Below are 14,319 nucleotides of genomic sequence, written 5' to 3' on the forward strand. Positions count from 1 at the left end.
GCCAGCACTTGCTGCGCGATCTGCTTGTTGTCTGCCATGATAATTCCTCCTAAATATTTCTTTATTTCAAGCCGGACACATAACCTGTGCCGGAATCCGCGGCAAATAAAAAACCTCCCACAAAAGCACATGGCAAAATACACCATGTCTTTGTGGAAGGTAATGCTCAAAATATGATTACAGTCCTTCTCGCGTACAAATTCGGTTAATATGTAACAACAAATACAATTTTTCTTCCTCACTCAGCGTAAAATTCCATTTGGTATGGAAATATTCGCTGATGAGCTCGACGCATCGAGTGATTTTGGGATATTCAGTTCCCAAAGAGCGATACATTTCGCTGATATTAGAATCCAGCAGATTACCGGTTCCCAATCGCTGCAATAAATACATCAAATGCGAGGAATACCGGGCAAAATTGAACGAGGATCGGTTAATCACGATACCGATTTCGTCCTCTACAATGCTCACCGTGTCCTCTAGGATATCATCATACCGCTGCTGCCACTGGGTGACAACATCGCACTTGGTCTTAGCATTGTAGCGCGCATTGACAAAATGCAATGCAATTCCGGATGCCTCATTCTGATTGAGCTGGATAGTAAAGCGCCGTTCGATCTGCTTAAGTGCATACCGTCCGAGCTTGCCTTCCTGCGGATATTGCTGCTCTACCTCGTAAATGAGCGGCATCTGTACGTAAATGTGCTGTTTTGCACGCTGGATGCAAAAATTGATATGATCAGCAAGCGTCAGCACAACATTGGGATTGAGTTCATAATCCAGTTCATTGCGCGCAATATCTACCAGTTTCACTGTGAAATGCAGCACTTTTTCCGGCAATTCATTAAAAAGAGCCAGATATCTCTGATCCACATCGTAAAACCGTCGATCAATCACGCTCGGGTCAGTAATATCATACGGTGTCTTGGGAAATCCGATCCCTTTCCCGTATGCAATACAAGTCTCCCCCTCGTTGTCTACGCAGATCGCAAAATTGTTGTTCAATTTTTTAATCACACGCACTGCCGAATCACTCCAAAAGAAAAACCCTTCAAGACATAGTTACACCTGTTAAACGGTGTCATTAGTAATGCCTCAAAGAGTTACAACCTAATTACAGTGTTAGTATAGCAAAATCCGAACGTGAAATCTATTTATTTTTTGCACAAGCTTTAAGATCAATTTTTGGTCAAAACTCTCATAATGATTATTGTGCGGTCCAGTTTTTCTCGTCCTGCCCCACAGTCACGACGCTCCTACGCAGCCATTCAAAGCGCCCGCTCGGTATGAAAACAGGTCTGATGCATCAGATACTTAAGGGATTCTCGTCTACATTTGCTGTCAAAATCTGTGAAAATAGGAAACGGGCCCGAATTAAACATTATTCGGAGGGTATTCACATGCAGCGATAGATTTGTTCACATTCTTATGGTAAAATTCTCATAATACGAGAGACAATCATTTTAACTTTGCGAGGGATCATTGATGGATACAACATTCGAAAAGTTTTTGCGGAGCGGTATCAATTTAGCTCCTGTGGGAATTGAACACCACAAAGATCAGGCATCATATTTTTGTACGCCCAAAGGTGCATCTATTTTAGGCTGGGCAGGTGTCGATGGCATTCATTTCTGCTTCATCCGCGGATTTGGAACAATGGTTTTCTCGGTCAATCCCATGGATTCTGCTCCAAACTATGTTCATCCTCTGGCAAAAAATTTTGCAGACTTTCTGCGGCTCCTGCTTGCCTGCGGGCATGAAGCCGCACTGGAACAGGCATGGATGTGGGATGAATCGCAGTTTGAAGCCTTCCTGCGTGAGAACCCTGTTACATTGGAGCAGCAGCAAACTTTATCTGAAATTTCGGAGAAGCTGAAGCTCTCCCCTATGGAACGGCCTTGGGCATATATCAACGCACTGCAATCCGCTTTCGATTACAGCAAGATTCCATACACAGAAGATTATTATGATATTGCGGACGTGCCAGCAGAATCTACTCTCCCCGATTGGAACGTTTATTTTGACGCGAATTTCTGGGGACACCAGGGCCGAGACCGTGCCGGAAAAGAAATCAGGCTCGATCAGCAATTTGACTGGGCCGGATACCATTGGGTGATTCCTGCCGTCTACTCATGCAGCAAGGGACTTGTCGTTGATTTTTGTATGCAGGTCGATTCGGAAAAAATTCGCAAACACATGGAAAAATGGAATCTGAACTGGGAAAGCGATTCACCTAGAGAACTTACCCAAGATCAGCAAATGCAGATGGAATGGGACGACCCTCTCCATTTTTACTTTAACTCTTCCCTAACATTAAATGAAAAAGGACTGAAAATGACGCACGGTTGTGCTGTCAGTTTCAATCCATGTTTGCCGGATGGCATGATCAATGAGCTGGAAGCAAAATGGGTAATTGATTATTATGGTCTCGACTCGTCTTATGGGTGGGTAATTTACAGAAATGCATTCCCATGGAGCAGCAAACGCCGTCCTGAAATCAAATCGCTTACTCTCACCATGGAGCAACAGTCAGAACGACTGCCCGGACCGCATTTTAAAGTTCATGCCCCTGGAGATTCATTCACCTTCATCCACCCGATCAGTCAAAAGGCGCATACCCTGACCGTACAGGAAATCGAGCAACAAACGATTTCTCAAAACAGTTTTGCGTCTGCCCACTGGGTCTATCCGACGCACTACATCGCTATGAGCTATACCATCTCACCAGAACCGGCTCAAGATATTGCGCTCTTTGACTGTAATGAGGGAGACCGCCCTGTGGAAGTTGCACCAAAGGAAAATTCTTTTCAGTCTATTGCCAGCAACGCTTGTTTGGTTGGTGTGATTGGCAGCGCAGATGATCCGACCGCGATTGTATTTGGAGCAGACGTGCAGGACAAGCTCCATGCTGCATGTTCCTCTCTGCACTTTGACCCCGTACGTGATGACATCGAATGGCACTTGGTATTCTATGTCAAGCAGTTTGATGATGCCTCATTCACACTCATCTGAATTTCGTAATCTTTGCAGCCAGCAACGAAGGGAGCTATAATCATGCAAGCCTATACCATTTGGGATTATTCCGTTGAAGTCGATCGTATTGCCACGGCAGACTGGTATAAACAGTCTGAAGGCTGGAGCTGCACCTGCGGTCACTGTCAAAACTTTTTGACACTTGTCAGGCAAAAGCAACTGCCGACCGCAGTCATGGAATTATTATCAGCTCTCGGTGTTCTGCCCGAAAAGCCGACCTATGTTTGTCAGCTGTACCCCACCGATCAAGGCGATCTATATCAGTTCAACTACCGCATTGCAGGACGTATGTTAAACGACCCACATCCACACGACTCCATTCGCTTTGATTGGGGTTCTGGCTGCTGCGGACATGACGATTATCCATACGGTGCACCTGATTTCCCAGAACCGCACTTTGATTTGATGTTTTCCGTCCAACTGCCTTGGGTGCTCAATGAGTCCCCTCAATAGCTCAAATATCAATCTACTTACTCTGGCAGCACCGCATTGACACAACTCAAAGCGTACAATGTGCGAGGAAATCCAATATAGGGCAGGGATATGGTAAGAGCGGCCAACAGGGCTTCCTTATCGTTTCCTACGGCAGCATTTCCGCCCACATGAGCTTTCACCTGGGGTTCGCATCCACCCTGGGCGCAGAGAATGGCGAAGGTCAGCAGTTCCCGCTCCTGAATATTCAAGTTCTTTCGCGTATAGAAGTCTCCAAAGCAATAAGCAGAGAGATAGTCTTGAATGTTCTTTTGATTTTCCGGTGCAGCGGCACGCATGGTATCAATACTGTCTCCAAAAATAGCCTTCTGGGCAGCGATGCCATCAGAGAGTCGGCTCTCTTCAGTGACAGTCTGACCGCTAGGCAGCGGAAGATGAATACCTTGGGCAGTCAGTACCTCGTTGACCGCCTCTATGGCTGCCTCCGCCTTGGCAAGACCAATATACGGAGCACAGTGATAAACTGCTTCCTTGATCTCCTCCGCTTTCACACCACTCCGCAGTGCAGCTAAAGTATGACACTTCACCTCATTCAAAGTCTGATTGGTAGTGGCAACCACAAGGATAATCAATTCTCGCAGTTTGGCGGACAGCTTTTCTTCTGCATAAACCTCACCGTAAATCAGCCGCTCCTTGATGGCAGCAAATTCAGGATCGGTGAGCGCCAGCGAAGAGAATACCCCAAGTTTGTCAGTGTATTGCTTTGCAGCTTCCATTCGACTCATAGTAAACTCCCTTTCTATCAAAGCTTAATCAAATGTGAGTGACGGCAGACGCATCCAGAGATGCGTCTGCTTTCGTTTCAGGAAGATTCAGGTTTTCGCAAAGTTGATTTTTTTCAGCCACTTCTGAACATCAGCCGTTCTGCCGGAGTCACCATAAACGGACAGCTCAGGCAAAAGTACTGCGCCGTGGCTGGCTTTTTCCATGTCCCGTCGAATGTGTCCGGAACCACCGCCACCGTGTGTACAGAATGGAGCAATCTGTACCCCACTCTGCCCAACCTGCTCTAAGAAAGTCAGAACCGGAGGTGCCGGAGAACTCCACCAGTTAGGGGTTCCCACAAATACCATATCGTAGGCGGACAAGTCGGGAAACGCCGTTTTCAGTGCAGGCCGATAGCCGCTTTGAAGTTCTCGTTTGGCCTGAGCGACTACGGTGCTGTACTCCCTTGGATATGCGATTTCCGGGACAAGTTCCAGCAGGTCACCGCCAGTCTCTTTGGCAATTAGCTCCGCCAAACGGCGCGTGGTGCCGGAATGGGAAAAGTAAACGATCAGGGATTTCATAAAATAGGACCTCCTTACTGCGCAAAACGAATGTTATGGAGCCGATAGACTTCATTCAAACTGGAGATATCCAGAATCAGGCTGTGTCCTCTGTCAGTCTGGAGATTTTCGAGGGTCTTGTCAAAAGAACGCATGGTCTTATCGTAGCCCACATCCTGAATCCAGACCTTTGAGGTCAGGAAGACTTCCTTTCTGGGGATATCGCTCTCTTTAACTGCTTCTCCTACAGCCCGTTCGTTGCCATAGCAGGCGGCGGTGTCAATAAGGCGATAACCGGTTTCCAGTGCTGTCCGAACACTCTCTTTACAGGCGGCTTGATCTGTTATCTGAAAAACGCCCAGTCCCAACAAGGGCATCTGAACATCATTGTTCAGCCGAACGACATCCATATCTGTCACTCCTTCCGATCCTGTGTCTTTTGAATTTCGTGTCGGAGATAGTCCAGCCGCTGAAGCTGCCGTTCCCGGAAATGGAGTTCATCCAATGTGAATTCTCGCTTGCGGTTGAGCATCCGAAGGCGCTCCCGCTCGCTGCCCTTCTGTTCCAAGGCCAGACGCATATAGGTCTCCACTTCCTCTGTCGTAAACCCGATATCATGGAGGGTCATAATGAGGCTCAGGCGTTCCAAATCCTCATCATCGTACTGCCATGCTCCCATGACATTTTTCACCGCCCCGCACAGGCCCCAGCTCTCATACTCTTTCAAGATATTCATGGGAATCTGATAGCGGTCGCTTGCTTCTTGAATGGTCATATCTTCGCTCCTAAAGAAAAAATGTAGGCTCCCGTTCAGGACACCTACATTTTAAAACAAGGTCTCTAGCATGTCGAATACCTATTTTGAGTAAACAGAAATGCTCAATCTGTATTTTTGATATGTTGATAGAATTGCTCTACCGCAGGAGAGAGTGGCTTGTCCTTTTTCCAAGCCAACACCGTTCCTGTCTCCAATTTTGGGGACAGAGGGACAAATTCCAGTGCATCGGAGATGTTCTCTAAATAAAAGCACAGTGCTACGCCCACACCATTTTTGACCATATTTGCAGCATTCAAAATCAGGTTGAAGGTAGCAGCCACCTCAACCCGCCCATAGTCCTCCCCAAACCAGTTGGCCAGTTCACCTCGAACTTGTTCCCGTCCGCTCAGAAGCAGAGGTACACCCACCAGGTCCTGAGAAGTAACGGCCTCTTTTTTCACTAGAGCCGAGTCCTTTGGCACCAACACGCCCCAGCGATCTTTCTGCGGCAGACGCAAAAACGCATATCTGCTAATATCCACCGGCTCTGTTAGCAGTCCCATATCCAGCAGGCCTTTTTCCATGCGCTCTTTGATATCGTCCGCATTGGCGCTGTAAATACGAAACTGCACCTTTGGATGAAGCAATCGGAATGAGCGAATATGCTGAGAGAGGAATGTCATGCTTTGGGTTTCACCGCATCCAATGGCGATTTCACCGGATAATTCTTCCTCTGACTGCGCAAAGTCCCGCTTCGTCTTATCGGCCAGTTCCACGATCTCCTGCGCCCGCTGCCGCAAAAGCATTCCGGCATCGGTCAGAATAATCCGATACTGACCGCGCCGAAAGAGCTTAACGCCTAGTTCTTCCTCCAACTGCATCAGCTGCCGTGAGAGCGTGGGTTGGGTCACATGGAGCAACGCCGCCGCTTTTGTGATGTTCTCCTCCTGTGCTACGGTTAAAAAATAACGCAAAACTCGCAGTTCCATACGATCCCTCCTTTAATATTTTATTTTATCATAGGCCAATACAGCCGACAATCTCAAAAATGCCTAAACCTTATTTTTGACAATAGACAATAGGTATTCGATATTTCTGAACGGTCATGGTATGATAAATTTGCAATCAGCAAGAGGTGAACGACATGAAATACACAAAGCTAGGCAATTCCGATTTGAACGTCTCACGCATTTGCATGGGCTGTATGGGATTTGGAGATGCTGCAAATGGTCAGCACACCTGGACAATTGACGAAGAACATTCCCGGCAGATTATCAAGCACGGTCTTGAGTTGGGCGTCAACTTTTTCGACACCGCCATCGCCTATCAGAGCGGTACCAGTGAGCAGTATCTCGGCCGCGCCCTGCGGGACTTTGCCAAGCGGGACGAGGTAGTTGTCGCCACTAAATTTCTGCCCCGTACAAACGAGGAAATCGAGGCGGGTGTCAGCGGGCAGGAGCATATCCGCAGGTCTCTGGACAAGAGTCTCCAGAACTTGGGCATGGACTATGTAGATCTGTACATCTATCATATGTGGGATCATCAGACACCCATCTATGACATCTTGGAAGGCCTGAACCATGCGGTCAAAACCGGCAAGGCTCGGTATATTGGTATCTCCAACTGCTTCGCATGGCAGCTTGCCAAGGCAAACGCCATCGCCGAGCGGGAGGGGTTCGCCAAATTTGTCTCCGTTCAGAGTCACTACAACCTGATCTTCCGCGAGGAGGAACGGGAGATGGCTCCCTTCTGCCGAGAAGAAAATATCGCTATGACACCTTATAGTGCTCTGGCCGGTGGCCGGCTGTCCAAGCACCCCGGCGAGACTTCCAAGCGGCTCCAAGAGGATGACTACGCTCGCTTGAAGTACGACAGCATGGCAGACAAGGATGCATTCATCCTTCAGCGCGTCGCAGAACTGGCCGATCAGCACAATGTCTCCATGACAGAAATCTCTCTGGCTTGGCTGCTCACGAAAGTGACTGCCCCCGTGGTGGGAGCTACCAAGTTTCACCACATCGAGGGTGCTGCCAAAGCCGTAGACTTAGAACTCACCCCGGAAGAATGCACCTATCTGGAAGAGCTCTATGTCCCGCATCCGCTGGTAGGTGTTATGGCACAAAATACGGCAGCCGCCGCAAAAAATGCCCATGTATGGTCTGCTGGAAATCAAAAGATATAATTTAACCGTATCAGCTATCGTGCATTTCATTTATTTATGACGTGCATATATAAAGACCGCAACCGACTCTAAAAAAAGCAGACGGACACAGAATCCGTCTGCTTTCTTCATCTATAGTGATTTGACAGGTGCTTTAAAGAAACAGCTCACATTCCCTCCGCTGAGAGCAAACCTTCTTGAGCATCAGACTGGCCGCAGAGAGCATGACAGGATTGAGCTTGCGAGCATTCTGCGGACATACAGCAATGCAGCGCATGCAGGAGATGCACGCCTTCTCATCCACTTTCTTCGGATTTTCCTTGTCGATCGCCTGTACGGGGCACGCTGCTGCACACACACCGCAGTTGTTGCACGCTTTGGTTGCCTTGGGCACCATGCCGACACCTCCGGCTTTCTTGTACGGACGATTGCCGGGAATTGCAGGTTGCGAACCATCTGCCGCAGAAAGTTTGCACTGAATCTGTTTGGCAAAATCAGAAAGCTGTGCTGCATCCTGTGCATCCGGTCGACCGGCAGCAAACTGTCGAGCAATGGAGTGTTCCGCAATGGCGGCAACTGCCGCAATCACCTGAAAACCAGCCTGCTTTGCGGCATCTTCCAGCTCTACCAGCGTATCCTCATAAGCACGGTTACCATAGACGCAAACCAAAATGGCGCGGGCACCGTTGCCGTGTACCATGCTCAACCGCTCTACTGCCACAGCGGGAACACGTCCACCGTAAGACGGCACAGAAATGACCGCGACATCTTCCTTTGTCAGAGAAACAGCATCAAAATTCTGCTTACTGTCGGTCAAATCAACGGTGGCCGCTTCTCCCTCCAATGCATTTATTAAGCAATCCGCTACCTTTTTCGTTCCGCCCGTGGGACTAAACACAATGTCATACAGCTTCATCAGAACATCCTCCTTTTTATTCGCCAATACGCCAGGAAATCATGTAATGTATGTTCTCAGGAATCTTTACATCTTCCTGGGGCATCTGTTCAAAGACTCCGGTCAGTCCCAACTCCAACACAGTCTGATGGAAATGAGACAAGGCAATACCAAGATCTACCTGCTTTATAATCTCTTCTTCTTTGGACAATCCAGACTTATAATCGACATAAAAATGATAAGCGTTTTGGGTTTTGCGCACTCTCCAAGGCTGAACATTTTTGGCTGAGGGCGCTAACCGCACCATTTCCAGCGGCTGGGCATAATCTCCCGCCAGATCTTCGGTCAACGGCGTGCGAAAATCAGCCTGATAAAACAGTTCCTTCCACGCTTTTCGAGAGGATGACTTCATGGCCGAGCGCATCAGCGTTTCGGTCAGGCTGCGCTTGGCGGCCGGATACCCTACCGGTGAAATTGCCAGAAGCAGTTCGTCCCTCGGAATCTTCATGGCAAAAACAAAGCCGTCCCGCTTGAAGGTCGCCGCTAACCACACCGTACCCAGTCCCCTATGCGTGGCAAGCAGGATCAGGTTTTCAAATTCATATCCGGCTGCCAAGGGCGCCAGCTCTATATTCGGAATGGAAACGCCAAGGAAGGTATTCGCTCCCTTGATGATGCCGTATGTTCCCAGCTTTTCACCATCTGCCTTCAGCTTCTGATCGATGATGTATGTATGAACCGATGCCCCAAAGGGATTGTCCAGCTGCTTCATACACTCCAGCAGCGCATCCCGATCCTGCGGCAGCAAGGGCTTGTTCTCATAAGTACGGACACTATGTCGCTTTTGAATGGTTTCTGCAACGGGAATTGACAATTTCATTGTTTTCACTCCTCCCCCGTCACAATCCGCAGATCCACCGGATTAACCGCCGCTGTCTTTATCTGAATCAGTACTTCGGAATCTGAAATCTGGGGTTTGGGGATGTTGCTCAGGATTGTATTGATTGCTTTTGAATAGCTTTTGATCTGAACTGCTTTCATATAAGACCTCTCTGCATGGAATTCATTTCTATGGAATCTCTCTTGCTTTTTTTCATACGAACCGATAAAATATTAGATGTAATCAATCGAATTACATCTTCTTCAGTTTATCACCTCATAGATGTAATGTCAAGAGTTACATCATGTTGCAAGTATATTTGCTTTGAAAGGATATCGCGTATTTATGCAGATCAGTATGAAATGTTCTGTTGCAGTTCACTGCCTGATTTTCATCCATGAAGCGAAAGGAATTGCCAAGGTAACCAGTAATCTTTTGGCCGAAAGTACAGGAAGCAATCCCGTTGTGATCCGCAACATCCTCAGCGCGCTGAAAAAGGCGGGGCTGATTACAGTACCTCGCGGAACGGGTGGTGCAAAACTGTGCGCCGACCCATCCCAGATTACCTTATACCAAATCTATTCCGCATTGGAGCCGGATGGCATGTCCTCCATCATCGGAATTCACCCCTGCCAAAAACGCCCCTGCCCCATAGCGCAGAATATTCGTCAGGTATTGAAGGCACCTTACCAAAAAATTGAAGATTCCATTCAGCAAACCATGGAAAGAATCACCCTGCAATCCATGATTGACGACTTTGAGCAGTTAGCCCATCTATCAGGCTCAGACACAGCCCGCTCATAATTCTCTTACACAAAAGAAGCTGTTCTCCTTCTCCACACAAACTTCTTTTCTAGATGCAATCACGTGCGTATTCTATGCTGGATGGGTTTTCGCCTCGCTTCTGCTCAGAAAGCACTTAGAGCACAACCTGAGTCTGATACTGCACTTCACTCTGGTGCCCCGGTGCCGTGCGGTCGCGGCGTATGTATTTCACGCTTCGCATGGGACACACGTTCAAGAAGATGATCGAGGCTTACGAGCAGAATCTGGCTTCCAACGGCTGATTCAGACCAAGAAATTGATGCCATAAGGCATCAAACGTGACAAAGAACCCGCTGCAAAAGGTTTATTTTGCGGCGGGTTCTCTTATGTTTATTTTATGTACTTATATGTTAGCTTTCAAGCTTTTACGAAGCCTTGGAGCTTTCCCAACTCGTCCACACTTCTCGTGCTGTATTGGACGATCGAGTATATTCATGATTGGTCGTTGCCTCGGTTACCTCGTAGAAGCCCCAGTAACCAGAACCAACATCTGCAAAACGGGTTCCGGCACCTTGATCGATGGCGTTCAGATCAGGGATGCGCGCCAACATGCGATTGACAATAGTCGCAGTCTCACCGCGAGCGATAGACTGTTCCGGGCGGAAGGTTCCGTCTTCGTATCCCGTTACCCATCCATAGCTTACTGCCGTCCGAACGGCATCATAATACCACATATTTACAGATACGTCGGAAAAGTCAACCGTTCGATCGGTACTGATCTTGGCAAAACGAGCCGCAATCGCAGTAAACTCCGCACGAGTAATTACCTGATCCGGGCGGAAGGTTCCATCCTCATAGCCTCGGATGACACCGTTTTTCGTCAACTCTGCAACCGCGTTATAATACCACGCCTGTACCGTGACATCGGAAAACTGCACCGATAGATCGCTTTTATGCTCGAGCAGCAGGTTATAGAATACCTGTGCAACCTCCGCACGGGTAATATTAGATTCCGGTCCAAATAAGCCCGTATCATATCCGATCATATAGGCTCTATGATGCTCGGTGTCGAACACCTTGGAAATACCGGTATCATTCGGATCGGCAATGTGCGCGTCTCTCTTGGTCTCCGGCTCAGAAGTCTCCTTCTTGGGCTTCGATTTCTCGGTCTTGGGTTTCGTGTTTGGTGCTTCGGGATGAGACGCACCACCGCCCGGGTTTGCTGGCTGGTCAGGTTTGGTATTGCCACCCGTAGGCTTATCACCTTCTGACGTGCCGCCATTCGGATCTTTATTGTCCAAATTTTCCGTCTCCGGCTTTGCTTCCCAGTGTGCATAGATCGTAGCATCCTGTGTAAACTGATGTTTGGTATCCACCTTTGTACTCTGTTCCGGTGCCGTAAACCAACCAACAAACGTAAAGCCATCATACGTCGGTGTAGGCAGTACCGATAGCGTTCCGTCGCTTTCGGTTTCTGCACTTGCAGGATTGACCACTCCGCCATTTGCATCAAAGGTAATCGTATGCGTTGTCTTTTTGACCAGTCGTGCCTCCTGTTTATCCTCGCTGGCGTCTACCATGTACGCCGGATTGTCGCTCTTGAAGAGGTGCAGCGGCATGGCATCAGGCGCATAGTTCGCAGCCAATCCCGTCGTAAAATTGGGCGACGGTACCGGCGCGTCATTCTGCTCCAATGCATAGCTAATTGCTTCTGCACACTCCTCGGTCACGCCGATTTTGCTTGCCTCGTCCAGTTTTCCCGCAACAGTAATTTTCACCGGTGCGTTATCGGCGTACTTCGCATCATTCTGCGCCAAATATACGTTACTGTGGACGGACACTCCGTCTGCACCAACCGCGCTGTTATCCCAAACCGTCACCTAATCCGCAAGCTTGAGCGCACCCGGCGAAACAGGTCCGAAAAAGTAATCATGTGCGCCTCGCACTGCAATACCACCTGCCGGGGTCTTGGTGCTGTGATTCTGCGTAACCGAAGCGTTTTTCAGCGTCACTTCAGCACCTGCAATACATACGCCTGCTGCGCTGTTCGCCTGATTCTGCGTGATTTCTGTGTTCTGCACGAGGATATTTTCCTTGTCTCCTCTTATTTGAAACACATACAGGCCGCCGCCATCGCCTTCGCACTGGTTGCCAAAAATACGTACCGGCTCGGCTTCCGCGTCCGAAGAACCGATTACCGAATTCGAGTTGCTCAAATGAATCGCAATACCACCGCCGCAAGGCTGAAGGTCCGGCACAGTGTCATCACGAATACTCTTGTTGTTCGATATTTCACCGCCATTTATCACAACGCCTTGGTCAGTGTACAGGCCGCCACCCATGACCGCCGTATTTTCTGAAATCTTTGTGTCGTTCATTCGAAGTGCAACGTCATATCTCTTCCACATTTGAGACACATGAACGCCGCCTCCCATTCCTGCGTTATTGCCCGAAATTTCGCTGTTCTGAATGCTTGCACTTCCACCGAATAAAACGCCGCCGCCTACGTTGGCTGTATTTCGAGAGATCGTACACTTTTTAATAATAACATTCGTATCGCTCGATGTATAAATTCCACCGCCGTGTCCTCTCCCATGGGGGAAAGAGCTCATATCGATCGCTGTATTTCCCGAAATTTCACACGCCTCCAGAGTGATATCCGTGTGAGAATAAACAGAAATACCACCGCCATTCCCCGGAATACCATCATTTTCTGCCACATTATCGGCGATACGGTAGTTTTTCAGATTAGCTTTTGCATCTCTGCCGACATAAATGCCCGCACCATCTAACGCTTTATTGCCTGTGCAGCTGCCTCCCGTGATATCAAGCGTTGCTCCATTTCCAACGCAGATGCCGCCACCCTCATAGGCTGTATTACGATCAATCTGTCCGCCGGAGATTGTGCCGTGAACCGCTGAGCCGTATAGATTCACACCACCAGCCTTACCCCGCGTGCTGCTGTCATTATCCGCGATTGTACCGCCGGTCATGCGAAAAGCAGCCGAACTGCCCGCCGGATTTCCCGCTACAATCATCATAACAGCGCCTGCATAATATGCACTTGTCGAGTACTTCTGTGTGTTTCCGATAATCTCTCCACCATACAGGTTGATTTCTGCTGTAATGTTCGCAACACCAGGGTTATAGTGCGCAATGGTTCCAGCAATTGGAATCGCCGAATCTTTCGTGTTTCCGCTAATTTTTCCGCCATACATGTTGAAGACGCCGTTTTCGACAAGGATGGTCGAGCCAGGCTGACCCGGAACGCCCTGAAGGCCGGTAATTGTCACACCGTCATAAATATTCAGCTCACCTTTTTCCTTATATGACAGGCTTCCAACGGTTAAAAACGCAGATGCTCTGTAATGACCTTCACCGTCAAAGGTCAGCTCATTGCGTGCACCGTCGTCCGGCATACCGAGCGACAGCGTGCCGCCGGTACGCATCTGGAACTGCAGCAGCGAACCGTCTCCCCGATCTTCAAAGGTGAGGGTATGTCCATTGCCCAAAATCGTAATATCTTTTCTGATATCAACCTGCTTGGACCGGCATACAAAGTCATCGGTGATCGAAATGACATACTTCTTTCCCGCATCATCTGTTTCCGCGTTAATCTGGTCGATTGCTTTGATCAATGCATCATAGCTATCGACCGAAATTTCGCTGGAAGATGCATTCTCAACCGGCTCAGCAGCGTCCTCAGGCTGAGGATCTGCTGTTGGCTGCACGCTGTCTTCCGGTTGGGGTGTTGTGCTTGTCTCCGTGTGCTTCCCTTCGGTCTCCAGTTCAACACCGGTCATCGGCACGCTTGGTGGTGCAGTCTCTCCGCCCACATCAGGCACGTCAACCGTCTCCACATCGACCACAAGATTTGCATACGCAACGGTTGAGCAAACTTGTGATGTGAGCAGGCTGAATGCCAAGAGCAACCATAAAAATCTTTTCTTCATACATTATATCCTCCTATCAATTCAATTTCAGCAACCAGAACTTCACTGCCGCAGCAGGATGAGTCGCAGCAATCCCTCCTTCGGAAAATCAGATTTCATCCGTTCTGGAATTTGC

Annotated in this window: 15 protein-coding genes and 1 pseudogene; 4 read left to right on the forward strand and 12 right to left on the reverse strand. The window is 48.7% G+C overall.

Annotated elements, in window-relative coordinates:
- Window positions 1-177 precede the first annotated feature (177 nt).
- A complete protein-coding gene (locus tag B5D52_RS14560; RefSeq protein WP_242825638.1) occupies window positions 178-813 on the reverse strand; it encodes a PRD domain-containing protein in 636 nt (211 codons plus the stop codon).
- A 123-nt stretch (window positions 814-936) separates the two neighbouring features.
- Window positions 937-1,023: pseudogene (locus tag B5D52_RS16620) on the reverse strand (CAT RNA binding domain-containing protein); the annotation flags it as partial.
- A 462-nt stretch (window positions 1,024-1,485) separates the two neighbouring features.
- Here B5D52_RS16620 and B5D52_RS14565 point away from each other — a divergent pair.
- Both B5D52_RS14565 and B5D52_RS14570 read left to right on the forward strand, forming a co-directional pair.
- Window positions 1,486-3,012, forward strand: coding sequence for a hypothetical protein (locus B5D52_RS14565; protein WP_016147016.1), 1,527 nt, complete (start codon window positions 1,486-1,488; stop codon window positions 3,010-3,012).
- A gap of 42 nt (window positions 3,013-3,054) precedes the next feature.
- A complete protein-coding gene (locus B5D52_RS14570) occupies window positions 3,055-3,486 on the forward strand; it encodes a hypothetical protein (RefSeq protein WP_016147017.1) in 432 nt (143 codons plus the stop codon).
- 17 nt (window positions 3,487-3,503) lie between these two features.
- Here B5D52_RS14570 and B5D52_RS14575 read toward each other — a convergent pair whose 3' ends face one another.
- The 5 genes from B5D52_RS14575 to B5D52_RS14595 all read right to left on the reverse strand — a co-directional run bounded on the left by B5D52_RS14575 (window position 3,504) and on the right by B5D52_RS14595 (window position 6,539).
- Window positions 3,504-4,250 (reverse strand): carboxymuconolactone decarboxylase family protein, encoded by a 747-nt coding sequence (locus B5D52_RS14575; protein ID WP_016147018.1) that lies wholly within the window; start codon window positions 4,248-4,250, stop codon window positions 3,504-3,506.
- An 87-nt stretch (window positions 4,251-4,337) separates the two neighbouring features.
- On the reverse strand, window positions 4,338-4,814 hold the full coding sequence (locus tag B5D52_RS14580) for a flavodoxin (protein WP_016147019.1): 477 nt from the start codon (window positions 4,812-4,814) through the stop codon (window positions 4,338-4,340).
- 14 nt (window positions 4,815-4,828) lie between these two features.
- On the reverse strand, window positions 4,829-5,203 hold the full coding sequence (locus B5D52_RS14585; RefSeq protein ID WP_016147020.1) for an aldo/keto reductase: 375 nt from the start codon (window positions 5,201-5,203) through the stop codon (window positions 4,829-4,831).
- Window positions 5,204-5,208: 5 nt separating this feature from the next.
- On the reverse strand, window positions 5,209-5,568 hold the full coding sequence (locus B5D52_RS14590; protein ID WP_016147021.1) for a MerR family transcriptional regulator: 360 nt from the start codon (window positions 5,566-5,568) through the stop codon (window positions 5,209-5,211).
- A 104-nt stretch (window positions 5,569-5,672) separates the two neighbouring features.
- Window positions 5,673-6,539, reverse strand: a complete 867-nt coding sequence (locus B5D52_RS14595) for a LysR family transcriptional regulator (protein ID WP_016147022.1) — start codon at window positions 6,537-6,539, stop codon at window positions 5,673-5,675.
- 155 nt (window positions 6,540-6,694) lie between these two features.
- On the opposite strand from B5D52_RS14595, the gene B5D52_RS14600 reads away from it, so the two are divergent.
- Entirely contained in the window at window positions 6,695-7,732 is a 1,038-nt protein-coding gene (locus B5D52_RS14600; RefSeq protein WP_016147023.1) for an aldo/keto reductase, read from the forward strand.
- Between the two features lie 133 nt (window positions 7,733-7,865).
- On the opposite strand, the gene B5D52_RS14605 is transcribed toward B5D52_RS14600, so the two are convergent.
- Genes B5D52_RS14605 through B5D52_RS15975 form a run of 3 tightly spaced genes read right to left on the reverse strand, consistent with a single transcriptional unit; the run spans window position 7,866 to window position 9,647 of the window.
- A complete protein-coding gene (locus tag B5D52_RS14605) occupies window positions 7,866-8,627 on the reverse strand; it encodes a 4Fe-4S binding protein (RefSeq protein WP_016147024.1) in 762 nt (253 codons plus the stop codon).
- Between the two features lie 16 nt (window positions 8,628-8,643).
- Complete coding sequence (locus tag B5D52_RS14610; protein WP_016147025.1) at window positions 8,644-9,486, reverse strand: nitroreductase family protein; 843 nt, start codon at window positions 9,484-9,486, stop codon at window positions 8,644-8,646.
- A gap of 5 nt (window positions 9,487-9,491) precedes the next feature.
- On the reverse strand, window positions 9,492-9,647 hold the full coding sequence (locus tag B5D52_RS15975) for a hypothetical protein (RefSeq protein ID WP_016147026.1): 156 nt from the start codon (window positions 9,645-9,647) through the stop codon (window positions 9,492-9,494).
- 184 nt (window positions 9,648-9,831) lie between these two features.
- Here B5D52_RS15975 and B5D52_RS14615 point away from each other — a divergent pair, with 184 nt between their 5' ends.
- Window positions 9,832-10,290 carry an Rrf2 family transcriptional regulator gene (locus B5D52_RS14615; RefSeq protein WP_016147027.1) on the forward strand — a complete coding sequence of 153 codons (459 nt, stop codon included), beginning with the start codon at window positions 9,832-9,834 and terminating at the stop codon, window positions 10,288-10,290.
- Between the two features lie 386 nt (window positions 10,291-10,676).
- On the opposite strand, the gene B5D52_RS14620 is transcribed toward B5D52_RS14615, so the two are convergent.
- A complete protein-coding gene (locus B5D52_RS14620; RefSeq protein WP_040332489.1) occupies window positions 10,677-12,068 on the reverse strand; it encodes an S-layer homology domain-containing protein in 1,392 nt (463 codons plus the stop codon).
- Between the two features lie 63 nt (window positions 12,069-12,131).
- Window positions 12,132-14,204 carry a right-handed parallel beta-helix repeat-containing protein gene (locus B5D52_RS14625; RefSeq protein ID WP_016147029.1) on the reverse strand — a complete coding sequence of 691 codons (2,073 nt, stop codon included), beginning with the start codon at window positions 14,202-14,204 and terminating at the stop codon, window positions 12,132-12,134.
- Window positions 14,205-14,319 lie beyond the last annotated feature (115 nt).

The organism is Butyricicoccus pullicaecorum DSM 23266 (assembly GCF_900167005.1).
Lineage (GTDB): Bacteria > Bacillota > Clostridia > Oscillospirales > Butyricicoccaceae > Butyricicoccus > Butyricicoccus pullicaecorum.

Coding starts and splice junctions, on each gene's coding strand:
- B5D52_RS14575 (WP_016147018.1), bottom strand. CDS start 4,250: ATGAGTCGAATGGAAGCTGCAAAGCAATACACTGACAAACTTGGGGTA.
- B5D52_RS14615 (WP_016147027.1), top strand. CDS start 9,832: ATGCAGATCAGTATGAAATGTTCTGTTGCAGTTCACTGCCTGATTTTC.
- B5D52_RS15975 (WP_016147026.1), bottom strand. CDS start 9,647: ATGAAAGCAGTTCAGATCAAAAGCTATTCAAAAGCAATCAATACAATC.
- B5D52_RS14580 (WP_016147019.1), bottom strand. CDS start 4,814: ATGAAATCCCTGATCGTTTACTTTTCCCATTCCGGCACCACGCGCCGT.
- B5D52_RS14585 (WP_016147020.1), bottom strand. CDS start 5,203: ATGGATGTCGTTCGGCTGAACAATGATGTTCAGATGCCCTTGTTGGGA.
- B5D52_RS14600 (WP_016147023.1), top strand. CDS start 6,695: ATGAAATACACAAAGCTAGGCAATTCCGATTTGAACGTCTCACGCATT.
- B5D52_RS14610 (WP_016147025.1), bottom strand. CDS start 9,486: ATGAAATTGTCAATTCCCGTTGCAGAAACCATTCAAAAGCGACATAGT.
- B5D52_RS14625 (WP_016147029.1), bottom strand. CDS start 14,204: ATGAAGAAAAGATTTTTATGGTTGCTCTTGGCATTCAGCCTGCTCACA.
- B5D52_RS14565 (WP_016147016.1), top strand. CDS start 1,486: ATGGATACAACATTCGAAAAGTTTTTGCGGAGCGGTATCAATTTAGCT.
- B5D52_RS14595 (WP_016147022.1), bottom strand. CDS start 6,539: ATGGAACTGCGAGTTTTGCGTTATTTTTTAACCGTAGCACAGGAGGAG.
- B5D52_RS14605 (WP_016147024.1), bottom strand. CDS start 8,627: ATGAAGCTGTATGACATTGTGTTTAGTCCCACGGGCGGAACGAAAAAG.
- B5D52_RS14570 (WP_016147017.1), top strand. CDS start 3,055: ATGCAAGCCTATACCATTTGGGATTATTCCGTTGAAGTCGATCGTATT.
- B5D52_RS14590 (WP_016147021.1), bottom strand. CDS start 5,568: ATGACCATTCAAGAAGCAAGCGACCGCTATCAGATTCCCATGAATATC.